The organism is Micromonospora sp. ANENR4 (genome assembly GCF_015354395.1).
In the GTDB taxonomy this organism is placed as follows: Bacteria; Actinomycetota; Actinomycetes; order Mycobacteriales; family Micromonosporaceae; genus Micromonospora; species Micromonospora aurantiaca.
The window spans coordinates 144,363-167,806 of sequence record NZ_JADKYQ010000010.1; the positions used below are offsets into that span (position 1 = coordinate 144,363).

15 protein-coding genes are annotated in these 23,444 nt (G+C 73.9%); 3 read left to right on the forward strand and 12 right to left on the reverse strand.

Going from position 1 to position 23,444, the window contains the following annotated elements:
- Positions 1-27: 27 nt before the first annotated feature.
- Positions 28-2,856 (forward strand): BTAD domain-containing putative transcriptional regulator, encoded by a 2,829-nt coding sequence (locus IRY44_RS19165; protein WP_194801663.1) that lies wholly within the window; start codon positions 28-30, stop codon positions 2,854-2,856.
- 4 nt (positions 2,857-2,860) lie between these two features.
- Here IRY44_RS19165 and treZ read toward each other — a convergent pair whose 3' ends face one another.
- The 3 genes from treZ to glgX are packed head-to-tail and all read right to left on the reverse strand — an operon-like array spanning position 2,861 to position 9,015.
- On the reverse strand, positions 2,861-4,594 hold the full coding sequence (treZ, locus tag IRY44_RS19170; protein ID WP_194801664.1) for a malto-oligosyltrehalose trehalohydrolase: 1,734 nt from the start codon (positions 4,592-4,594) through the stop codon (positions 2,861-2,863).
- The gene (treY, locus tag IRY44_RS19175) at positions 4,591-6,891 is read right to left on the reverse strand and encodes a malto-oligosyltrehalose synthase (protein ID WP_194801665.1); all 2,301 of its coding nucleotides are present in this window, start codon (positions 6,889-6,891) and stop codon (positions 4,591-4,593) included. Before treY ends, treZ begins: the two co-directional genes overlap by 4 nt.
- 3 nt (positions 6,892-6,894) lie before the next feature.
- Complete coding sequence (gene glgX / locus IRY44_RS19180; protein ID WP_194801666.1) at positions 6,895-9,015, reverse strand: glycogen debranching protein GlgX; 2,121 nt, start codon at positions 9,013-9,015, stop codon at positions 6,895-6,897.
- Positions 9,016-9,335: 320 nt separating this feature from the next.
- On the opposite strand from glgX, the gene IRY44_RS19185 reads away from it, so the two are divergent.
- Complete coding sequence (locus IRY44_RS19185; protein ID WP_194801667.1) at positions 9,336-10,733, forward strand: glycosyltransferase family 4 protein; 1,398 nt, start codon at positions 9,336-9,338, stop codon at positions 10,731-10,733.
- A gap of 178 nt (positions 10,734-10,911) precedes the next feature.
- Here the strand turns inward: IRY44_RS19185 and IRY44_RS19190 are convergent, their stop codons facing one another.
- From IRY44_RS19190 to IRY44_RS19205, 4 genes are all read right to left on the reverse strand, one after another.
- Entirely contained in the window at positions 10,912-12,195 is a 1,284-nt protein-coding gene (locus IRY44_RS19190; RefSeq protein WP_194801668.1) for a citrate synthase, read from the reverse strand.
- Between the two features lie 176 nt (positions 12,196-12,371).
- The gene (locus IRY44_RS19195) at positions 12,372-14,417 is read right to left on the reverse strand and encodes a sulfatase-like hydrolase/transferase (RefSeq protein WP_194801669.1); all 2,046 of its coding nucleotides are present in this window, start codon (positions 14,415-14,417) and stop codon (positions 12,372-12,374) included.
- Entirely contained in the window at positions 14,410-15,825 is a 1,416-nt protein-coding gene (locus IRY44_RS19200; RefSeq protein WP_194801670.1) for a methyltransferase domain-containing protein, read from the reverse strand. The genes IRY44_RS19195 and IRY44_RS19200 overlap by 8 nt, the downstream gene beginning before the upstream one ends.
- Positions 15,822-15,980, reverse strand: coding sequence for a hypothetical protein (locus tag IRY44_RS19205; RefSeq protein WP_013286005.1), 159 nt, complete (start codon positions 15,978-15,980; stop codon positions 15,822-15,824). Before IRY44_RS19205 ends, IRY44_RS19200 begins: the two co-directional genes overlap by 4 nt.
- Before the next feature lie 181 nt (positions 15,981-16,161).
- Between IRY44_RS19205 and IRY44_RS19210 the strand changes: the two genes are divergently transcribed.
- Complete coding sequence (locus tag IRY44_RS19210) at positions 16,162-16,563, forward strand: VOC family protein (protein ID WP_194801671.1); 402 nt, start codon at positions 16,162-16,164, stop codon at positions 16,561-16,563.
- A gap of 64 nt (positions 16,564-16,627) precedes the next feature.
- Here the strand turns inward: IRY44_RS19210 and IRY44_RS19215 are convergent, their stop codons facing one another.
- The 5 genes from IRY44_RS19215 to IRY44_RS19235 form a co-directional block, all read right to left on the reverse strand.
- On the reverse strand, positions 16,628-17,359 hold the full coding sequence (locus IRY44_RS19215) for a helix-turn-helix domain-containing protein (protein ID WP_194801672.1): 732 nt from the start codon (positions 17,357-17,359) through the stop codon (positions 16,628-16,630).
- A gap of 107 nt (positions 17,360-17,466) precedes the next feature.
- Complete coding sequence (locus tag IRY44_RS19220) at positions 17,467-18,690, reverse strand: dolichyl-phosphate beta-glucosyltransferase (RefSeq protein ID WP_194801673.1); 1,224 nt, start codon at positions 18,688-18,690, stop codon at positions 17,467-17,469.
- Between the two features lie 3 nt (positions 18,691-18,693).
- Positions 18,694-21,006, reverse strand: a complete 2,313-nt coding sequence (locus IRY44_RS19225) for a glycosyltransferase family 39 protein (RefSeq protein ID WP_194801674.1) — start codon at positions 21,004-21,006, stop codon at positions 18,694-18,696.
- Positions 21,007-21,051: 45 nt separating this feature from the next.
- Positions 21,052-22,584 (reverse strand): cell wall metabolism sensor histidine kinase WalK, encoded by a 1,533-nt coding sequence (locus IRY44_RS19230; protein WP_194801675.1) that lies wholly within the window; start codon positions 22,582-22,584, stop codon positions 21,052-21,054.
- The gene (locus IRY44_RS19235; RefSeq protein WP_370584969.1) at positions 22,562-23,308 is read right to left on the reverse strand and encodes a response regulator transcription factor; all 747 of its coding nucleotides are present in this window, start codon (positions 23,306-23,308) and stop codon (positions 22,562-22,564) included. The genes IRY44_RS19230 and IRY44_RS19235 overlap by 23 nt, the downstream gene beginning before the upstream one ends.
- Between the last annotated feature and the right edge of the window lie 136 nt (positions 23,309-23,444).

A 23,444-nucleotide genomic window follows, 5' to 3' on the forward strand; every position in this document is an offset into this window, starting at 1 on the left:
CACCACCCGGGGCTAGCGTGACAGTCCGTGGCGGTGGAGTTCCGGGTGCTCGGCGACCTGGACGTCCGGGTCGACGGCCGGGCGGTCCGGGTCGGTCACGCCCGTCAGCAGTGCGTCCTCGCCGCCCTGCTGGTCGAGCCCAACCGGGTCGTCGCGACCGGACAGCTCATCAGCCGGGTCTGGGGCGACGAGGTGCCGGACGGGGCCACCGCAACCCTGCGTGGCTACCTGTCGCGGCTGCGGCACGCGCTGGCCGGCACGGACGACGTCCGCATCGTCCGGCGTCATCCCGGCTACCTGCTCGCCGTCGACCCGGACCGCGTCGACCTGCACCGCTTCCGCGCGCTGACCGAGCAGGCCCGGCGCGCCGAGGACGACGCGACGGCGATCAGCGCTCTGGAGCGGGCGCTCGGACTCTGGCGCGGCGAGGCGTTCGACGGGCTGGCCACGCCGTGGCTGGCGGCCTACCGGCAGACCCTCGACCGGCAGCGACTCGCGGCCGCACTGGACCGCAACGACATCGCGCTGCGCCGGGGCACACATGCCCGTCTCCTCCCCGACGTCCTGGATCTGAGCGGCCGGTACCCGTGGGACGAGCGCCTGGCGGCGCAGGCGATGCTCGCGCTCTACCGGTGCGGGCGGCAGGCCGACGCGCTGGAGCACTTCCACCGGCTGCGCCGGAGGCTGGCCGCCGAGATCGGCGCCGACCCCAGCCCGCCGCTGGCACAGCTCTATCAGCAGATCCTCACCGCCGACGCGGCGATCGCGCCGCCGGACCTCCCGGCAGACGGGGAACCGGGCACGCCGGCCACCGACCGGTCGCCCGGCACGGCACGGGATGCGGGCACCGCGCCCCGGCAGCTACCCGCGTCACCAGGGGTCTTCGCCGGCCGTACCGCCCAGCTCGCGCGCCTCGACGAACAACTCGCCGACGCGGACCACCCGGACGGCGCCGGATCGCCGGTGGTGATCTCGTCCATCGGCGGCGGCGGGGGCGTCGGCAAGACCTGGCTGGCGCTGCGCTGGGCGCACGCCAACGCCGGCCGCTTCCCCGACGGGCAGCTCTACGTCAACCTGCGCGGCTTCGACCCGACCGGGGAGCCGGTCGGTTGGCCGGTGGCGGTGCGCGGCTTCCTCGAGGCGCTCGGCGTCGAACCGGCACGCGTCCCGGCCGATCCGGAGGCCCAGGCGTCGCTGTACCGGACGCTCGTCGCCGGCCGCCGGCTGCTGATCGTCCTCGACGACGCCCGCGACGCCGCCACCGTTGTCCCGCTGCTGCCCGGCACGCCCACGAGCGCCGTCCTGGTGACCAGCCGCCGGCAGCTGGCCGGCCTCGTCACCACCCACGGCGCGCGACCGCTGCCGCTGGACGTGCTGCCCGACGACGAGGCCCACGAGCTGATCGTCCGGCAGGTGGGTGCCGCACGGGTGGCGGGACACCCGGACGCCGTCGCGGACATCCTGCGCTTCTGCGGGGGTCTGCCGCTGGCGCTCGGGATCGTGGCGGCCCGTGCGGCGCTTCACCCCGACCTCCCGCTGTCGTCGGTCGCGGCGGAGCTGACCACGGCGGTCCACCCGCTGGACGCGCTGGCCGGCGACGAGCCGACGACGAACCTGCGCGTGGTGCTGTCCCGCTCGCTCGCGGCACTCACGCCGGCCGCGGCGGACGTGTTCACGCTGCTCGGCCTCGCCCCCGGCCCGGACATCAGCCGGGACGCGGTGGCAAGCCTGACCGCCCGTACGCCGGACGAGCTGCGGCCGTCGCTGCGCGAGCTGGTCGACGCGCATCTCGTGCAGGAGCACGTCGCGGGCCGGTACCGCATGCACGACCTGGTCCGGAGTTTCGCGGTCGAGCGGGCGACAGGTGACCACGCCGGTCCCCAGCCCGCGCTGTGCCGGCTGGTCGACCACCACCTGCACACGGCACACGCGGCCGCGCTGCTGCTGTCACCGCAGCGCGACCCGCTGACCCTGGCCCCCGCCGCGCCGGGGGTGACCGTCGAACGGCTCGACGACCTGGCGGCGGCGCTGGCCTGGTTCACCCGCGAGCACCATGTGCTCATGGCGACCATCGAGTACGCGGCCGGCAACGGCCTCGACGCCGCGGCCGGGCAGCTCTCGTGGACCCTGGCCACGTACTTCGACAGGCAGGGCCACTGGCACGACTGGGCCACTGTGGCCCGCCGGGCGGTCGAGGCGACCGGACGCTCGGGTAACCGCCCGGCGCAGGCGCAGGCGCACCGGCTCCTCGCCGGGGCCTGCTCCAACCTGGGCCGGTACGCCGAGGCGCAGCGCAACCTGCTCGCCGCGCTGGACCTGTTCGCCGCCCTGGGCGACGACGAGGGACGGGCGCACACCCACTTCGACCTCAGCATGCTGCACGACCGGCAACGGCAGCCCCGGGAGGCCCTGCCGCACGCCCGGCGGAGCCTCGCCCTCTACGAACGGGTCGGGAGCCCGCTCAAGCAGGCGGTCGCGCTCAACGCGATCGGCTGGTACCACTCGCAGCTCGGCGAGCACCACGACGCGATCACGTTCTGCCGCCGCGCGCTCGCCCTGTCCGAGCAGGCCGGGAGCGCGTACGGGCAGGCGAACACGTGGGACAGCATCGGCTTCGCCCACCACCACCTCGGCGAGTACGACCAGGCGGTCGACTGTTTCCACCAGGCCCTCGCCCTGTTCGCCGAGATCGGCGACCGGCATGCCGAGGGCATCGTGCTGGACCACCTCGGCGACACGTGGGCCGCGGCCGGGCGGCCGGACGCGGCCCGGGACGCCTGGCGGCGGTCACTCGCGTTGTACGAGGAACTCGGTCACGCCGACGCCGAGGCGGTACGGCGCAAACTTCACCGGTGAGCGCTCAGAGCGCCACGATCGCCGCGCTCTCCGGCGGCAGCTCGATGCCGTCGCGCATCACGGTGACGCCCTCGGAGGTGGCGAGCAGCACCCGGCGTACCACGCCGGGCAGGTTGATCCGCTGCGCCCGGCCGGCCAGGTTCGCCACCACGAGCGTGTCGCCGCGCCGCATCACCAGGAACCGGTCGCCGTGGCGGACGTCGACCCGGTCCAGCCGGGGGTCGGACAGGTCGGCCCGGGAACGGCGCAGCGCGATCAGCCGCCGGTAGAGGTCGTACGTCTCGCGGTGTTCCGGCTTGTCCAGCTCGGCCCAGTCCAGCCGGGACCGCAGGAACGTCTGCGGGTCCTGCGGGTCGGGCACGTCCTCGGTGGCCCAGCCGTGGTCGGCGAACTCGCGTCTGCGGCCGGTGGCGACCGCCACGGCGAGTTCCGGCTCGGGGTGGCTGGTGAAGAACTGCCACGGCGTGGAGGCCGCCCACTCCTCCCCCATGAACAGCATCGGCGTGAACGGCGCGGTCATCAGCAGCGTCGCGCCGACGCGCAGCAGGCCGGGCGACAGGGTGGCGGAGATCCGGTCGCCGGTGGCCCGGTTGCCGATCTGGTCGTGGTTCTGCAGGTACGCCACGAAGCGGTGGCCGGGTGTGCGCTGCCTGTCGACCGGGCGGCCGTGGCTGCGGCCCCGGAAGCTGGACCAGGTGCCGGCGTGGAAGAACCCGCCGGTCAGCACGTCGGTGAGGCACTCCAGGGAGCCGAAGTCGCCGTAGTAGCCCTGCCGTTCGCCGGTGAGCAGCGTGTGCAGCGCGTGGTGGGCGTCGTCGTTCCACTGGGCGTGCAGGCCGTAGCCGCCCGCCTCGCGGGGCGTGATCAGGCGCGGGTCGTTGAGGTCGCTCTCGGCGACCAGTGACAGCGGCCGCCCGAGGTGCGTGGACAGCGCCTCGACCTCGGCGGCGACCTCCTCCAGCCAGTGCACGGCCCGGCCGTCGGGCATGGCGTGCACGGCGTCGAGCCGCAGCCCGTCGACGTGGTAGTCGCGCAGCCAGCCCAGCACGCTGTCGGCGATGTAGCGGCGTACCCCGTCGGAGTGCGGGCCGTCCAGGTTGACGGTGCGGCCCCAGGTGTTGCTCTGCTCGGTGAGGTACGGCGCGAACCGCGGCGCGTAGGCCCCGGAGGGCCCGAAATGGTTGTAGACGACGTCGAGGATCACCCCCAGGCCCTTGGCGTGGGCGGCGTCGACGAACCGTTTCAGGCCGTCCGGGCCGCCGTACGGCTCGTGCGGGGCGTACCAGCAGACACCGTCGTAGCCCCAGTTGTACTCGCCGTTGAACGAGTTGACGGGCAGCAGCTCGACCATGTCCACGCCGAGGTCGACGAGGTGGTCGAGCTTGGCGATCGCACCGTCGAACGTGCCCTCGGGTGTGAACGTGCCGATGTGCAGCTCGTACAGCACGCTGCCGGGCAGTTGCCGGCCGGTCCAGGCGGAGTCGGTCCAGCCGAACGCGGCGTGGTCGTAGAGCCGGCTGGGCCCGTGCACCCCGGCCGGCTGCCAGGCCGAGCGGGGGTCGGGCAGGGCCTGCTCGTCGTCGTCGAGCAGGAACGCGTAGTCGGTGCCGGGCCCGGCGTCGGGCACCTCGACCCGCCACCAGCCGTCCGGCCCCTGGCGCATCGCGTGGTCGGCCGCACCGGAAAGGCGCAGCCGCACCCGGGCGGCCTCGGGCGCCCACACCGTGAACTCGGTCATGCGGCGGCCTCCACAGAGTCGGTGGGTGCGAGGAGGGCGACGGGATAGGTGCTCAGCAGATCATGAAGGAGCAGCTCAGAACCACTGTAGACCCGCCCGGTGAACAAGTCGGTGCACTCGTGAACGGGAAGTGACACTGTCGTGGCCCGCCAGCCGCCGGAACGGGCCAGCCGCAGCGGCAGCCGGGTCGCCACCGCGACCGCGCCGCCCCTGTCGAAGGCCACCGCGTGCGCGGCGGCCGGGCCGCGCGCCGGCACCGGCCGGTAGCCGCCGAACAGGTCCGGGCGGTCGCGGCGCAGCCGCAGCGTCCGGGACACCACCAGCAGCTTGGCCGCGCCGTCACCGGCCACCGCGGGCCGCCAGCCGGCGTCGAGCCGGGCCAGCAGGTCCCGGCGTACGGCGAAGTCGACAGGCCGCCTGTTGTCCGGGTCGACGAGCGAGTTCTCCCACAGCTCGGTGCCCTGGTAGACGTCGGGCACGCCGGGCATGGCGAGCTGCACCAGCTTCTGCCCGAGCGCGTTGGACCAGCCGGGCGGAGTGATCTCGGCGGCGAACGCGGTGATCTGGGCGTGCAGTTCCGGGTCGTCGTACATCCGGTCGACCAGGGCGTGCATCTCGTGCTCGAAGGCCGGGTCCGGATCGGCCCAGCTCGTGGTGACCGACGCCTCCCGGGCGGCCTTCCCGGCGTACCCGTGCAGTCTCTCCCGTTCGATCGGCCACGCCCCGACGGCGGTCTGCCAGAGCAGGTGGGCCAGCGCGGGGTCGGCCAGCGGCGCGCGCGACATCCAGTCGGCGACCCGCTCGGCCCAGCGGCCGGGCAGCTCGGACAGCACCGCGAGGCGGGCGCGGACGTCCTCGCCGCGCTTGGTGTCGTGGGTGGACAGCGCGGTCATGCTCGCCGGCCAGCGCACGTGCCGGCTGGCGGCGAACCGGTGCAGCTCGGCCGGGGGCACACCGAAGTGGGCCGGGCTGCCGCCGACCTCATTGAGGGCGACGAACCGGCTCCACCTGTAGTACGCGGTGTCCTCCACGCCCTTGGCCATCACCGCACCGGTCAGCTGCGGGAACCGGGCGGCCAGCTCGTGGCCGGGGTCGCGCAGCCGGGCGGTGACCTGGTCGAGTACGCCGGTCAGGTCGGGGCGGCGGCGACCCGCCTCGCTGCGGGCGGCGGCCAGGTGCCGGGCGCCGGAGGGCGGATAGCCACGGTAGACCGGGAAGCAGGCGGCCAACTCGGCCAGGGCCGCGCGGACCTGCTCGCCCGGCAGCTCCGGCACGAGCGCGGTCAGCCGGGTCAGCTCGGCGGCGAGCAGCCGGGTGGCGGCCTCCAGCTTGGTGGCGTGCGTCAGGTCCGGCCAGGAGGTGTGCCGCCCGGTCAGCCGGCCGTCGAGCGTGGTGAACTCCGGTTCGGCGTCCGGGTCGACGAACAGCCCGGACACGGCGGCCAGCGCGTCGTAGCCGGTGGTGCCGTCGACCGGCCAGTCCGGCAGGTCCTCGCCGTACTCCAGGATCTTCTCCACCACCAGCCAGCTCGCCGGTGCGGCGGCGCGCAACCGGGCCAGGTAGCCGGCCGGGTCGCGCAGCCCGTCCGGGTGGTCGACGCGGATGCCGTCGACCTCCCCGGCGTCGACCCAGCGCAGGATCTCCGCGTGGGTGGCGTCGAAGACCTCCGGGTCCTCCACCCGCAGGCCGGCCAGGTCGGACACGGCGAAGAACCGGCGGTACGTCAGCTCGGCGTCGCCGCGCCGCCAGTTCACCAGCTCGTAGTGCTGCCGGTCGTGCACCTGGCGGGGCGTGCCGTCGCCGGTGCCGTCGGCGACCGGGAAGCGGTGCTCGTGGTAGCGGAGTTCCCCGTCGACGAGCTTCAGGTCGTCGAGCGCGTCGGCGGTGTCGGCGAGCACCGGCAGCAGCAGCCGCCCGCGGTCCCAGTCGATGTCGAACCAGCGCGCGTACACCGATTCGCGTCCCCGCCGCAGCACGTCCCACCAGGCCGGGTTGGCCTCCGGCCGGGCCACCCCGGCGTGGTTGGGCACGATGTCCACGACCAAACCCAGCCCGGCCGCGCGCAACGCCCGGACCAGCCGCGCCCGGGCGGCCTCGCCGCCGAGCTGCGGGTTGACTTCGCGGTGGTCGACGACGTCGTAGCCGTGCGTGGAGCCGGGGGTGGCGGTGAGCAGGGGCGCGGTGTAGAGGTGGGTGACGCCGAGCGCGGCGAGGTAGCCCGCCAGCTCGGCCGTGGCGTCCAGGTCGAAGCCGGGACGCACCTGGACCCGGTACGTCGAGCGGGGGGTGGCGGGCATCGGTCAGGCCGTCCTCTCCAGGACCAGCAGCGAGCGGTCCGGCACGCAGACCGTGCCGCCCGCCTCGACGAGCATCGTCTTCTCCGGATCGGGTTCCGCGGTGCTGATCACCAGCTCCCACCGGGTGCCGAACTCCTCGCCGGGCAGCGTGAAGTCCAGCGGCGCGTCGTGCGCGTTGAACAGCAGCAGGAACGAGTCGTCCCGGTGGCGCTGGCCGTACTGGCCGCGCTCGCCGATGCCGTCGCCGTTGACGAACAGGGCCACCGAGCGGCCGAAGTCGTTGCCCCAGTCCTCGCCGGTCATCTCCCGGCCGTCCGGGGTGTACCAGGCCAGGTCGGGCAGCCCGGAACCGGCGGCCCGGCCGCCCACCGGCAGGCCGGTGAAGAACCGGCGGCGGCGGAACACCTGATGCCGGTTGCGGAACTCGGTGAGCCGGCGGACGAAGTCCAGCAGCTCGTCGTCGGCCCGGTCCCAGTCCACCCAGGCGATCTCGCTGTCCTGGCAGTAGGCGTTGTTGTTGCCGCGCTGGGTGCGGCCCAGCTCGTCGCCGTGGCCGAGCATCGGCACGCCCTGGGACAGCATCAGCGTGGCCAGGAAGTTGCGCCGCTGCCGGGCGCGCAGCGCGCGTACACCGGGATCGTCGGTTTCGCCCTCGACGCCGCAGTTCCAGGACCGGTTGTGGCTCTCCCCGTCCCGGTTGTCCTCGCCGTTCGCCTCGTTGTGCTTGTCGTTGTAGGAGACCAGGTCGGTGAGCGTGAACCCGTCGTGGCAGGTGACGAAGTTGATGCTGTGGAACGGGCGGCGGCCGTCGTCCTGGTAGAGGTCGGCGGAGCCGGAGATGCGGGAGGCGAACTCGGCGAGCGTGGCCGGCTCGCCGCGCCAGAAGTCGCGGACGGTGTCGCGGTACTTGCCGTTCCACTCGGTCCACTGCGGCGGGAAGTTGCCGACCTGGTAGCCGCCGGGGCCGACGTCCCACGGTTCGGCGATGAGCTTGACCCGGCCGACCACCGGGTCCTGCTGCACCACCTCGAAGAACGTGGACAGCCGGTCCACCTCGTAGAACTCGCGGGCCAGCGTGGCGGCCAGGTCGAACCGGAAGCCGTCGACGTGCATCTCGGTCACCCAGTAGCGCAACGAATCCATGATCAGTTGCAGGGAGTGCGGGCTGCGCACGTTGAGGCTGTTGCCGGTGCCGGTGTAGTCGACGAAGTAGCGCCTGTCGTCCTCGGAGAGCCGGTAGTAGCTCGGGGTGTCGATGCCCTTGAAGCTCAGCGACGGGCCGAGGTGGTTGCCCTCGGCGGTGTGGTTGTAGACCACGTCGAGGATGACCTCGATGCCGGCGGCGTGCAGCGCCTTGACCATGCCCCGGAACTCCTGCACCTGCTGGCCCAGGCGGCCCAGCGCAGAGTAGCCGTGGTGCGGGGCGAAGAACCCGATGGTGTTGTAGCCCCAGTAGTTGCGCAGCCCCAGGTCGGCCAGGCGGTGGTCGTGCACGAACTCGTGCACCGGCATCAGCTCCACCGCCGTCACGCCGAGGCGCTTGAAGTGCTCGATCATCACCGGTGAGGCGATCGCCGCGTACGTGCCGCGCAGTTCCTCCGGGATGCCCGGGTGGCGCATGGTCAGGCCCCGCACGTGCGCCTCGTAGATCACCGAATGGTGGTACGGGGTGCGCGGCGGCCGGTCGTTGCCCCAGTCGAAGTACGGGTTCACCACCACCGACTTCGGCATGTACGGCGCCGAGTCCTCGGTGTTCATCCGGTCCGGGTCGCCGCCGACCTCGTAGTCGTAGACCGACGGGTGCCAGGTGACCTCCCCGTCGACCGCCTTCGCGTACGGGTCGAGCAGCAGCTTGTGCGGGTTGCAGCGCAGCCCCTCGGCCGGGTTCCACGGCCCGTGCACCCGGTAGCCGTAGCGCTGGCCGGGCTCGACGCCGGGGATGTAGGCGTGCCAGACGTACGCGTCGACCTCGCGCAGCTCCACCCGGCGCTCGGTGCCGATGTCCCACTCGTCGAACAGGCACAGCTCGATCTTCTCCGCCACCTCGGAGAAGATCGCGAAGTTGGTGCCCATCCCGTCGTACGTGGCGCCGAGGGGGTAGCTCTCGCCCGGCCAGACCTGCATGTCGCTCCTTCGGCCCATGATCGTGAGCGCACCGGACAGGGGGAACCGCCGATGCGCACGCCGGTGATGCCCAGTCGTACCCGCCGTCAATCCACCCGTTCGGACCGTAACCGAATCCGCCCTCGTGCGAACGGATAGACGTTCGGGTGTCATCCGTCACGATCGCCCTTTTCGAGATGCGGACCGGCGGCGGATGGACTTTCCTGGATCCGGGCCCACGCGCGCGCGGGCCCGCCCGGCCGTTCGGCCACCCCTCACCACCACCGCTCGTCGCCGCCACCGATGCCGGCGTGCCTCACCATGCATGGACGGAGATCCACGTGACCACTCTGCGGGTCGGCGCTCAGCCCGCCACCGCGACGGACCGGCTCCACCGGCCCACCCTCACCTCCCGCCCGGCGCCCCCGTCGCCGGCCGGGTCCGCGCCCCGGACCCGGCGCATCCTGATGCTGTCGTGGGAGTACCCGCCGGTGCTCGTCGGCGGGCTCGGCCGCCACGTGCACGCGCTGTCCGTCGCCCTGGCCGCCGCCGGGCACGAGGTCACAGTCGTCACCCGCCACGCCGAGGGCGCTCCCCTGGAGGAGTACGCCGACGGCGTGCGCGTCGTCCGCGCCGCCGAGGACCCGGTCACCTTTCCCCTCGCCACCGGCTCGCTGCTGGCCTGGACGATGGCGTTCAACCACACACTGACCCGGGCCGCGCTGCGCGCCACCTCGTCCGGCTCGTACGACGTCATCCACGCCCACGACTGGCTCGTCGCGCACACCGCGATGACGCTGCGCGAGCACCTGGACGTGCCGCTGGTCAGCACCATCCACGCCACCGAGGCGGGCCGGCACCAGGGCTGGCTGCCCGAGGAGATGAACCGCACCATCCACGGCGTCGAACACTGGCTCGCCGGCGAGTCCGGCCGGGTGATCGTCTGCTCCGGCTACATGCGCGACGAGGTGGGCGCGCTGTTCGGTGTGGACGCCTCCCGGGTCGACGTGGTGCCCAACGGCGTCGAGCCGCACCGCTGGCGGGTGCCCGCGTCGGCGGTCGCCGCCGCCCGGGCCCGGTTCGCCGCCGACGGCCCGCTGGTCACGTTCGCCGGCCGCCTGGTGTACGAGAAGGGCGTGCAGCACCTGCTGGCCGGGCTGCCCCGGCTGCGCGACCGGCACCCCGGGCTGCGCGCGGTGATCGTCGGCGACGGGCCGTACAAGGCGGACCTGGAGGCCGAGGTGCACCGCCTCGGGCTCGGCGCCACGGTGAGCATGCCCGGGTTCCTCGGCGGCACCGACCTGCCGGCCGTGATGGCCGCCTCGGACTGCTTCGCGGTGCCGAGCATCTATGAGCCGTTCGGCATGGTGGCGCTGGAGGGGGCCGCCGCGGGCGCGCCGCTCGCCGTGGCCCGTACCGGCGGGCTGGCCGAGATCGTCGAACCGGGCGTCACGGGGATGACGTTCGCCCCGCACGACCCGGACGGCCTCGCCGAGGCGGTGCACACGCTGCTGTCCGACCGGGACCGGGCGCGTGCGCTCGCCCGGCGGGCCCGCGCGATGGTGCACGAGCAGTACGGCTGGGCGGCGATCGCGTCCCGTACGGCCGCCGCGTACGCCGCCGCCATCGCCGGCGACCCGGCCTTCACGGCCGCCCGCGCCCAGCACCGCATGGCACACGGCCACACCACCCCGCGCGTCCCCGAGGGCAACCTCCTCACCGCCGCCGGCCTCCGCTAGCCCCTCTCCCCCGCCCCTCTCCCCCGCGATCTTGCATTTGGTGCCCGCAGGAGGTCCGGAGTGCCCGGAATACCCGGGCATCGAGTGCAAGATCGGCGGGAGCGAGGGCGGCGCGCCGGGACAGGGGAAAGGCCGCCGGCCCCCGGGTGGGGGGCGGCGGCCTTTCGCCGGGGTTGCGTCAGCGCTGGGCGGCGGGGACGTAGTCCCGCTCGGTGGCGCCGGTGTAGATCTGCCGCGGCCGACCGATCTTGGTCTCCGGGTCGTTGATCATCTCGCGCCACTGCGCGATCCAGCCGGGCAGCCGGCCGAGCGCGAACAGCACAGTGAACATCTTCGTCGGGAAGCCCATGGCCTTGTAGATCAGGCCGGTGTAGAAGTCCACGTTCGGGTAGAGCCGCCGGGACACGAAGAAGTCGTCGGCGAGCGCGATCTCCTCGAGCTGCACCGCGAGGTCCAGCAGCGGGTCCGGCTTGGCCATCCGGCCGAGCACGTCCTGGGCGGCCTTCTTCACGATGGCGGCGCGCGGGTCGTAGTTCTTGTAGACCCGGTGCCCGAAGCCCATCAGCTTCACGCCGTCCTGCTTGTCCTTCACCTTCTGCACGAAGGAGCGGACGTCGCCGCCGTCGGCCTGGATCTTCTGGAGCATCTCCAGCACGGCCTGGTTGGCGCCGCCGTGCAGCGGGCCGAACAGCGCGTTCACGCCGGCCGAGACCGAGGCGAACAGGTTGGCGTTGCTGGAGCCGACCAGCCGCACGGTCGAGGTGGAGCAGTTCTGCTCGTGGTCGGCGTGCAGGATGAACAGCATGTCCAGCACCCGGGCGACGACCGGGTCGACCTCGTACGGCTCGGCCGGTACGCCGAACGTCATCCGCAGAAAGTTCTCGACGTAGCCCAGCGAGTTGTCCGGGTACAGCAGCGGCTGCCCGATCGACTTCTTGTACGCGTACGAGGCGATGGTGGGGACCTTCGCCATCAGCCGCACCGTGGACATCTCCACGTGCTCGGAGTCGAACGGGTCCAGGCTGTCCTGGTAGAAGGTCGAGATGGCGCTGACGGCCGAGGAGAGCACGGCCATCGGGTGCGCTTCGCGGGGGAAGCCGTCGAAGAAGCGGCGCATCTCCTCGTGCAGCAGCGAGTGCCGCCGGATCCGCTCGCTGAACTCGGTGAGCTGCGTCTGGGTCGGCAGCTCGCCGTAGATCAGCAGGTAGGAGACCTCCAGGAAGGAGGACTTCTCGGCCAGCTGGTCGATCGGGTAACCCCGGTACCGCAGGATGCCGGCATCACCGTCGATGTAGGTGATGGCGGACGAGCAGGACGCGGTGTTCACGAAACCGGGGTCGTACGTGGTCATCCCGGTTTCCTTGAGCAGCTTGCTCACCCCGATCCCGGCGGGGCCCTCAACCGCGGACTGCACCGGCATCGACAGCTGCCCACCGGGGTGGTCGAGCTTGACTTCCGTCATCTGTTCCTCGCTTCGCCGGCAAGATCTTCGTTGAATTGCCTTCGCTTCTACCGTAATCACGGCGCGGAGAACACCGCTCGTCATGGTTTGAGGGTGAGGTGTGCGTCACCTGTTTCCCGGCCAGCCGGTCCGGAAACCGGATGGGAGCGCGGCCACGGGCATGTTCGGGAGGTCCGTCACGACAGCGTGAGCCGCCGCAGCGTCCCGTCGTCGCCCACCCGGTAGAGGCCGAGGCGATTGGCGCCGGCGGCGAACAGACGGTCGTCGGCGAGCAGCGCGGCGAACCGCCGCCCACCGGCGTCCGGCGGCACCACGGGCACCACCGCGCCGACGGTGCCGTTGACCGCCACGGCGAGCCGGGTACCGTCGGGTACGCCGTCCGGCACGGTGCCCCAGACCATCGCGGGCAGCCCGCCGCCGGCCGGGTCGACCGCGTCGAACGCGTCCCGGTTCGACACCGTGGCGGTCCCGCCGACCGGCACGTCACCGACGCGGGTGCCGACGAGCCGGTCGACCGGGAGCGGTGGGAGCGGGGCGGGCACGCCGCCGGTGACGGTGACCGGCTGGCCGGGGCGGTCGTAGAAGCGTTTGTCGGCCCGCTCGCGCGGCGCGGCCTTCGCCGACCGGCCGTCCATCGGCCAGGGCACCCGCATGTGCGTCTCGTCGGCGATCGTGGGCAGCAGGTCGACGTGCTCCCAGTTGCGGTCGTCCACACGTCCGGCGCGCTGGCCGGGTTCCTTGACGAACATCGGCACCCAGGCCACCTCGTTCGCGGCGTGGTCGATGGCGTCCATCCCCCGGCCCTGCCAGTCGCGGCGGAAGCTGACGCCGTGGTCGGCGGTGACCACCACCAGCGCCTTGTCGTAGAGGCCGGTGGCGCGCAGCGTCCGCAGCGTCTCGCCGATCAGCCGGTCGGTGTAGCCGAGCTGCGCCAGGTGCCGGGCGCGGGCCAGGTCGACCCAGCCGGCGCCGTCGTTCGGCAGGTCCTCCGGGGCCGCGTAGTGCGCCCCGGACGGCAGGTACGCCCACGGCGAGTGGGGCATCAGCAGGTGCAGGAAGTGCAGCGTGGGCCGGGTGTCGGGGCGCAGCCCGGCCAGGAACGAGGTGAACCGGGCCGGCTGGTTGTCGTCGAGGGTGTCCCAGCGGAACTTCGGGTCGTCCGGCACCGGCTCGGCGGCGTCCAGCCCGGCCTCGGCGGCGGTCCGCTCGCGGTAGGAGTCCTCCGGGTCGATCCGGCTGTCCATCGGCGCGGCGATCCGGCCGAGCAGCTTGCCGCTCTCCCGGACCAGCACGCCGAGCCCCTGTTCCGGGGTGGTGGCCTGTTCGCAGCGGCTCGGCGGGCAGAGCCGGGTGATGCTCTCCTCGGCCTTGATGCGGTAGAGGCCGCCGAGTGCGGTGAACAGGTTGTCCGGGTACTGCGAGTAGTGCGGTGCCACCCCCCGCTCCGGGTAGCGCCCGGTGAGCATCGCGGGAAGCGCGTAGGGCGTCCAGCCGCTGACGCCGGTGGCGTTGCGGTACCACGTCGACCCGCCGGCCAGCGCCGCGAAGTTCGGGTAGCGCTCGGCGTCGATGCGGCCGTCCGGCCCGAGCAGGGAGACCAGCGGCAGCTCGTCCAGCACGATCATGACCACCGGCGGGTGCGCGCCCGCGCCGGCCACACCGGCCGCGCCGCCCTCGCCGCGCGGCAGCACCACCGCCGAGGCGGGCGAGGCGAACAGGAACAGCCCGACGAACACCAGCGGCCCGGCGGCGGCGACCCGCAGCACCCGCCGGGGCGCCCGCCACCGCCGGTGGGCGGCCGTGCCGGCGACTCCGGCCACACCGGCGACGACGAGCAGGGGTACGCCCCGAAGCGGTGTCAGGTGCCGGCCGACCTGGACCGCCAGCGCGGCGAGCAGCAGGCCCACGAACGCGGTGTGCACGGCGGCCCGGGTGAGGCGTCCGGCGGGCAGCGTGAGCGCGCCCAGCAGTGCGAACGGCACTGTCGGGGTGAGCGCGATCAGGGCGACAAGCAGCAGCACGTCGGCCCGGGAGGCGCGGTGGAACAGGAAGAAGTCGGGGCTGCGGCCGAGCACGTCGAGCAGCGGCTGGGTGACCACCAGCCCGACCAGCGCCACCACCTCGGCCAGCCGGGCCGCCTCGGCCCGCCACCACTGCCGGCGTTCCCGCCGGACCGGGACGGCGGCGTGGTCCCGGGGTGGCGCGAGGGTCTCCTCAGCCACCCACCACCACCTGGTAGAGCGTGCGGGTGCCGGACGGCAGCTCGGTGCGGGCGACCACCCGGCCCCGGCGGGCGAGCAACGCCTCGAAGGCGTCGCGCCGGTAGTCCGGGAACAGGCCGTCGGGCTTGTTCGCCAGGAGCCGGCGGGCCATCGGGTCGTCCGGGTGGACGAACTCCACCACCAGGCTGCCGCCGGTGGCGGTGAGCGCGGTGAGCTGGTCGAGCACCTCGGGCAGCGGCACGTTGCGCCCGATCGCGAGGTGGTGCACCACGGCCAGGGCCAGGACGATGTCCGCTCGGGCCCGGTCGGCGAACGCGGCCCGCTCGACGCCGCGCCAGCCGCCACCCGGGGACGGGTCGGCCAGGTCCATCACCAGCGGCAGGATCCGTGTCTCGCTCTCGTCGCGCAGCGCGCGGTAGAGCGTGTCGACCACCGCCGGGTCCTGCTCGACGGCGACGACGTGCGCGGCGTGCCGGGCGGCGATGCGGGCGTACCGGCCGTCGTTGGCGCCCAGGTCCAGCGCCGAGCCGCCACCGACGGCGGCCACCGCCCGGTCGACGAACTCCTCCTTGGCCTGCCGGTCCGGCACCGAGTACGCGCAGGTGCGCTGGTAGTCCGACCAGTGGCTGTCGCCGGGCCGGTGGTCGAGGCGGCGGACCAGCTTCGCCAGCCCGCGTACCGTGGCCAGCGCCAGCTCGCGGGAGAATCCGGCGGCGCGCAACTGGGCGCGGACGTCGGTGGTGCTCGCGGCGGAGTTGCGGGCCTGCATGGCGCCGTGCAGGTGCACGTGGGTGGGCACGCCGGCCCGCCAGCGCCGGGTGCCGCCGAACAGCCGGCGCATCTGGTCCGGCTCGACGCCGTCGACGCGGGCGCGCAGGAACGGCTGGAAGTCCAGCCCGAGGTGGGCCTGGATGAGCAGCGGATAGAGCAGCGTCTGGCAGAACTGCCGGTAGCCGGCCCAGGGTTCGCCGTCGCGCAGCGCCTCGAACGAGCCGACGTCGATGAAGACCGGCCGGGCGCCGCGCCACTGCACGTTGTACGCCGAGCCGTCCTTGGTGGTGAAGCCGGCTTCCAGCGCGGCGCGCAGCACGTCCAGGTGCAGCAGCGCCGCGTCGCGCAGCATGGCGTACGACCACTCGTAGGGGTGCGAGACGAACGGGATCCGCTCGTGCCGCAGCACCGTGGTCCAGGGCGCGTCGACGGGGGTCGGGGTCAGCTCCTCGGTGCCGACGATCTGCCCGGCCCTGGTGGCCTGCCGGAAGAAGTCGGTGACGGACAGCGCCCGCCAGTCGCGGGCGGAGCGCTCGTCGAGTCCGCGCAGCACCTCCTCGCCCCGGTGGAACACCCGGTTGCCGGGGTCGCGGAAGGAGCCGGGCTCGACGCGTACGCCGGTGTCGGGGATCGTCACGCCGCCGGACCCTGGTCGGAGGGCTGACGCCGGAACCGGGACACCAGACGGCGCCAGTAGAGCTTGGCGGCCACCGCCACCCCGGCCACCCCGCCGACCACCGCCTGCACGATGAGACTGCCGGATCCCGCGTCCAGGTAGGCCAGATGCGTCACGGCTGCTTTCCTTCCCTCGCCGGTCATCGGAGCACGCCCGGAATGCGAGCTTTATTGCTCCACGCCGGACTTGTCCCCCACCGTAACGTCTCGACGTCCGGGTGCGCGGCCACACCGGCCACTCGTCCCCCGTCCGATCCGTTCAAGACGGGCCGGGCCGGTCGCGCCTACCGTGGCCGGCATGACACCGCAGTTCGATCTGGTCGGGGCCGTGGTCACCGACATGGCCCGCACGCTCGACTTCTACCGGCGGCTGGGGCTGCCGATCCCGCCCGGCGCCGAGACGGAAGGGCACGTCGAGGTCACCCTGCCGAACGGGGTACGGCTGGCCTGGGACACGGTCGAGGTGATCCGCAGTTTCCATCCCGGGTTCGACCCGTCCGGCGGCAACAACCGGATGAGCCTGGCCTTCCGGTGCGCCGACCCGGCCGAGGTGGACCGCTGGTACGCCGAGCTGACCGGCGCCGGGCACCACGGCGAGATGCCGCCGTGGGACGCCTTCTGGGGCCAGCGGTACGCGGTCCTGCACGATCCCGACGGCAACGGCGTGGATCTGTTCGCCCCGCTGCCCGCGGCCGAGTAGGCGCGGGCCGGCTCGCGCGCGGCTTCCGGACCGGTCAGCTCGCCTGCGGGCGGCTCCGGACCGGTCAGAGCAGCCGGGTCGGCGGCACCCCGGCCAGATCCCGTACCTCGCGGGTCAGGTGGGCCTGGTCGGCGTACCCGCTGCGCACCGCCACCTCGGCGAGCGGCGCACCGGCGCGGGCCAGGTCCAGCGCGCGGCGCATCCGCAGGATGCGGGCCAGCGTCTTCGGGCCGTACCCGAAGAGGACCCGGCTGCGGCGGTGCAGGGCGCGCGGGCCGAGGCCGACCTCGGCGGCGGTCGCGGCGACGGTGGCCCCGGCGGCCAGGCGGGCGGCGACCCGCGCGCCGACCGGGTCGGGGCCGCCGGCCGCGCGCAGCCGGTCCCGGGCGACCCGGGTGAGCACCGAGGCGGCGTGGGCATCGGCGGCGCTGACGGCGTCGGGTGCGTCGCCGCGGATCGGCGCGGCCAGCGCCGCCTCGACCCGCTCGGTCACCTCGGCGGCGGCGCGGCCCCACAGGTCGGCCAGCGGTACGCGGCAGTCCCGCAGTTCCTCGGCCGGTACCCCGAACACGGCCGGGCCGGTCCCCGGCGGCAGGCGCAGCCCGATCCACCGGTCCCCCGGCGCGGACCGCGACAGGTACGCCGTGCGGTCCGGACCCGCCACCAGCAGCCCGGACCGGCTGGACCAGAGCAGGTCGAGGGACCCGTCCGGCAGCACCCGCGTCTCGCCCTCACCGGAGACGCTGCTCCACAGAACCGCGCCCGGAACCCCCGCTGCCTCCCACTCCCGGTACACACCACAACCCTGCCACCCTCCCCGTCGATCATGAAGTTGACGGCACCGGCGTCCGGCGTGTCGCACCGCCAACCTCATGATCGACGGGATGTTTCTGGGGGTGGGGGTCAGGGGCGGTGGTGCATGGCGAGGCGGAGCAGGAGGAAGCGCAGGGCGGTCGCGGCCAGGTTGGCCGTCACCAGCACTGCCAGCTCCAACGGGCGGCTCGGGGGTGTGGTGGCGTGCAGCACGGCCAGGGAGCCGCTGGTCAGGGCCAGGCCGAGCGCGAACGCCAGCAGCCCCTGGAGGTGGTGGCGACCGGCGTGCCGGCGTCCGGTCACCCCGAACGTGAGCCGCCGGTTGGCCGCCGTGTTGGCCACCGCGGTGAGTAGCAGCGCCAGCAGGTTCGCCGGTTGCGCCCCGAGCGGGCCGCGGGCCAGCAGGAACAACAGCAGGTACGCGAGCGTGCTCGCCACGCCCACCGCGGCGAACCGGGCGAGCTGGCGCGGCAACCCGATCGGCACCTGCGCCGGCGGTGCCGGCAACGGCCCCCGGCCGAGCTGGGCGCGCAACTGCGCCAGCGGCAGCGCCCCGGTCACCAGCGCCCGGCCCAGCCGCCCGATACCGCGCAGGTCGGCCAGCGCGGTGGCGACGATGTCGACCCGGCTGTCCGGGTCGTCCACCCAGTCCACCGGCACCTCGTGGATGCGCAGCCCGGCCCGCTGCGCCAGCACCAGCAGCTCGGTGTCGAAGAACCAGCCGGTGTCGCGCACCAGCGGCAGCAGTTCGGCGGCCACGTCGGCGCGGATCGCCTTGAACCCGCACTGGGCGTCGGAGAAACGCGCCGCCAGCGCACCGCGCAGCAGCAGGTTGTAGCCGCGCGAGATGACCTCCCGCTTGGTGCCCCGGACCACCCGGCTGGTGCGGGCCAGCCGGGTGCCGATGGCCAGGTCCGAGTGCCCGGAGATGAGCGGCGCGACAAGCGGCAGCAGCGCGGCCAGGTCGGTGGACAGGTCCACGTCCATGTACGCGAGCACCGGCGCCGGCGACGCCGACCACGCCGCCCGCAACGCCCGCCCGCGGCCCTTCTCGTCCAGGCGCAGCACCCCCACCTCGGGCAACTCGTCGGCGAGTGCCCGGGCCACCGCCGGGGTGCCGTCCACGCTGGCGTTGTCGGCCACCGTGATCCGGAACGGGTACGGGAAGTGCGCGGTCAGGTGCGCGTGCAGCCGCCGGACGCAGGGCCCGAGGTCGGCCTCCTCGTTGTAGACCGGCACCACCACGTCGAGCACCGCGCTGTCTGCGGCGGGCCGGGCCTGCACGGCGGCCCGGGGCGCGTACGTGTCAGTCATCGCTCAGCCCTGCTTTCCGCTGCTCAGGTCGTACACGGTCACGCCGTCGACGGTGGTCGCGGTGAAGTTCTCCGCGACCCAGGCGGCGATCTCGGCCGAGGCGTTGCTGCCGCCGTTGGCCCGGAACCCGCCGCCGCCGAGGAAGTAGTGGATCCGCCCGTCCGCGACGTACCGCTGGAACTGGGCGAGCGTCGGCGACGGGTCACTGCCGTTGAACCCGCCGATCGGCATGACCGGCCGGCCGGTCGCCAGCTGGTAACCGGAGGCGTTGTTCGAGCCGACAGTCGCGGCGACCCAGGTGTAGTCGTCGGCGTCGGCGGTGAGCAGCGCGGTCATCTCGGCGCTCGGCTCGCGGGCGTCGAGCAGCCCGCCCATGCCACCGCCGCGCTGCCCCCGCCCCTCCTGCCCGGTCCCGCCGTCCTGTCCGGGGAAGCCACCCTGACCGGGGATGCCACCCGGCGTGGTGCCGTCCTGCCCGGTGCCGCCGGGTGCGCCCGGAGCCTGGCCGCCCCCCGGGAAGCCGGGGAATCCGCCGGCGTTCGCCCCGCCGTCCCGGCCGGTGCCGTTCGGTCCGCCCGGGAAGCCGGGGAACTGCCCGGTCCCGCCCGGGGGGCCACCCGGGAACTGCCCGTTCCCGGGCATCCGCCCGCCTGGCCCGCCGGGGCCGCCGAAGCCACCCGCTCCGGCCGGCCCGGCGCTCGGAATGGCGCCGCTGTGCGGGGTGGCAGCGGTCTGCATCGCGTACGCGGCCGGCCCGGCCAGCGCCACCGCGATCCCGGCGACGGACACCACCGGCACGACCCACCGCACGACCCGCCCGGCGAACCCGGCCCGGTGCCCCGCCCCCGCCTCGGAGTTGACCAAGGAGTTCGCGTCACCCTGAAAGCCGTTCCCGGACACGAACTCCTTGATCACCGCCGAGACGGCCAGGAGGACGGCGGTGGTCAGGCCGACGGCCAGGACTGTGGGGCGCAGCCAGGGGTGCCAGTCGGGGGTGCGGCCGAGCAGGTGCCAGGACCACCAGGCGGTGACCGCCAAAGTGCCGGCCAGGGCCAGCGTGGCGGCCAGCCGGCGCCACCGGACCGCCGCGGAGCGGGCGCGCCACAGCAGGGTGGTCCCGATGCCGACCAGCGCGCCGACCGCCGGGGCCAGGGCGACCGTGTAGTACGCGTGGAAGATCCCGGACATGAAGCTGAAGATCAGTCCGGTGACCAGCAGCCAGCCGCCCCAGAGCAGCAGACCGGCCCGGGTGCGGTCGGTACGCGGCGCCCGCCCGGCCAGCCACAGCCCCGCGACCAGCAGGATCAGCGCGGCCGGCAGCAGCCAGGAGATCTGCCCGCCGACCTCGGTGTCGAACATCCGCAGCAGCCCGGTCTGGCCGGAGAACGGTCCGCCGCCTCCCCCGCCGGGCCGCCCGCCGCCGCCGACGCTGCCCACCTCGTCGCCGGTGATGCGGCCCAGGCCGTTGTAGCCGAGCGTCAGCTCCAGGATGCTGTTGTTCTGCGAACCGCCGATGTACGGGCGGGCACTCGCCGGCACCAGCTCGACGATCGCCACCCACCAGCCGGCGGAGACGACCACTGCGAGCCCGGCGAGCAGGAGCCGGCGGATCCGCCGTCCGAGGCCGGTCGGGGCGGCCAGCAGGTAGACGCCGGCGAAGACCGGGATCACCAGGAACGCCTGGAGCATCTTGGTGAGGAAACCGAAGCCGACGAGCACGCCGGTCAGCGCGATCCACCGGGTGCTCGCCGTCTCGACCGCACGCACCGTGGCGTACGCGCCGGCGACGAGCAGGAACACCAGCAGCGCGTCCGGGTTGTTGAACCGGAACATCAGCGTCGCCACCGGGGTGAGCGCGAGCACCGCACCGGCGAGCAGTCCGGCGGCCGGGCCGTACCAGCGGCGGACCGTCGCGTACAGCACGCCGACGGAGGCGACGCCGAGCAGCGCCTGCGGCACGAGGATCGACCAGCCGCTCAGGCCGAAGATGCGCACCGAGAGCGCCATCAGCCACAGCGAGGCGGGGGTCTTGTCCACCGTGATCGAGTTGGCCGCGTCGGACGAGCCGTAGAAGAACGCCGTCCAGCTCTGCGACCCGGCCTGCACGGCGGCCGAGTAGAACGCGTTGGCCCAGCCGGAGGCGCCCAGACCCCACAGGTAGAGCAGCGCGGTCACGGCCAGCAGGCCGAGCAGGGCGGGCCGGGCCCAGCGCGGATCGCGGCCGGTGCGGATCTCCAGAGGTACGGACGCGGGGGCCGGCTCGGTGCCGGGTGACGCGGCCGTGGGCACGGTCGGCAGGCTGTCGGTTCGGTTCATGCCGGCAAGACTCGGCGGGCCCGCTGGCCCGCTCCCGTGAACGGCCTATGCGTCGGCTGTGGATCCGGGCAGCCAGACCGTGAACGCGGTACGGCCGGGCCGGCTGATCACGTCGACCCGGCCGTGGTGTGCCTCCACCACGGCGGCGACGATGGCCAGTCCCAGGCCGGTGCTGCCCTGGGCGCGGGAGCGGGAGGTGTCGCCGCGCGCGAACCGCTCGAAGACCTCCGGCTGCAACTGCTCCGGGATGCCCGGCCCGTCGTCGGTGACGCGCAGTTCGACGCCGTCGGGCGCCGGTGCGAGCCGGACCGTGACTGTGGTGCCGGCCGGGGTGTGCACCCGTGCGTTCGCCAGCAGGTTCGCCAGCACCTGGTGCAGCCGGTGGGCGTCACCGGTGACGGTGAGCGGCTCGTCGGGCAGGTCGAGTTGCCAGCGGTGGTCCGGACCGGCGACGTGCGCGTCGCTGACCGCGTTCACCGACATGGCGGTCAGATCGACCGGCTCGGCGGTGAGCGGGCGGCCGGAGTCCAGCCGGGCCAGCAGCAGCAGGTCGTCGACGAGGCTGGTCATCCGGGTGCTCTCCGACTCGACGCGGCGCAGCGCGTGCGCCACGTCGGGCGGCACCTCCTGGCGGCCCCGGCGGGCCACCTCGGCGTACCCGCGGATGGCCGCGAGGGGGGTGCGCAGCTCGTGGCTGGCGTCGGCGACGAACTGGCGTACCCGGGTCTCGCTGGCCTGCCGGGCGGCGAGCGCGGCGGCGACGTGGCCGAGCATCCGGTTGAGCGCGCCGCCGACCTGCCCGACCTCGGTGCGGGGGTCGGTGTCGGCGGCCGGTACCCGCACGGACAGGGCGACCTCGCCACGGTCGAGCGGCAGTTCGGTGACCCGGGCGGCGGTGGCCGCGACGCGGTTGAGCGGGCGCAGCGTGACCCGGACGATGAGCAGACCGAGGGCGCCGGCGATGACCAGGCCGGCGCCGATCACCCCGGCCTGCGCGACGATCATCCACATGACGGTGTCGTCCACCTGGGCCAGCGGGATCGCGAGGACCAGCACGTCGCCGTCGCCGCGCGGCGAGGGCAGCGCGATCGCGCGGTAGTCCCCCCGGTCCCCGACGACGACGGTGCGCGGGCGGTCGCCGACGGGTACGCGGGCCAGCGCGGTCAGGTCGGCGGCGGGCACCTCTTCGCTGCCGCCGCTCTCGGACCGGACCCGGCCGACGGGTTCGGCGGCGGCGGGCACCCGGACCGCGATGGAGCCGGGCGGGAAGCCGCCCGGGGGGTCCGGCGCGACCTCGTCGGAGTCCGGCGGGGTGGGCCGCTGATCCGGGCGCGGCGGGTCGATGCCGCGCCGGGCCCAGCGTTCGAAGTCGGCGGGCCGCCGGTCGCCGAAGGTGAGCTGGTTGTCGATCTGGTCGATCAGGAAGTGCCGCAGCGCCACTGTGGTCAGGCCGCCGATGCCGAGGCTGACCAGCGCGAGCAGCGCCACCACGGAGAGCACGAGCCGGCGGCGCAGCGACCAGCCGGCCAGGCGGCGGCGCAGCCGGCCACGGCTGTCACTCGGCGGGCTTGAGGACATAACCCGCCCCGCGCAATGTGTGGATCATGGGCGCGCGGCCCGCGTCGATCTTCTTGCGCAGGTACGAGATGTACAGCTCGACCACATTGGCCTGGCCGCCGAAGTCGTAGTTCCACACCCGGTCGAGGATCTGCGCCTTGCTGAGCACGCGGCGCGGGTTGCGCATGAGGTAGCGCAGCAGCTCGAACTCGGTGGCGGTGAGCGTGATCAGGTCGTTGCCGCGGCGTACCTCGTGACTGTCCTCGTCGAGGGTGAGGTCGCCGACGGTGAGCACCGCCTCCTGGCGGGCGGCGACCGCGAAGCCGGAGCGGCGCAGCAGCGCGCGCAGCCGGGCGATCACCTCCTCCAGGCTGAACGGCTTGGTGACGTAGTCGTCGCCGCCGACGGTGAGCCCGGCGACGCGTTCCTCCACGGCGTCGCGGGCGGTGAGGAACAGCACCGGCACGCTCGGGGACTCCTCGCGCAGGCGGCGCAGCACCTGGAAGCCGTCCAGGTCGGGCAGCATCACGTCGAGCACCACGGCGTCCGGGCGGAACTGGCGGGCGGTGGTGACCGCCGCCATGCCGCTGCCGGCGGTGGCGACCTGCCAGCCCTCGTACCGCAGGGCCATCGAGAGCAGGTCGGTGAGCGTCGGCTCGTCGTCGACGACGAGCACCCGCACCGGTTCGCCGTCCGGGCGGCGCAGCTCGATGCGGCCCTGCGCGGACTGCGCGTTCATGACCATGCCCCCATCGTGGGCGGGCCCGCTGTCGCCGGGCTGTCCCGATCCTGTGTACCAGCTGTGCGCGCCGTACGGTGCCGTTCCGGGCAGGTCCGGCGAGGTCTTCCGCACCCGGGCTACCCGGTGGTAACTTCCCGGC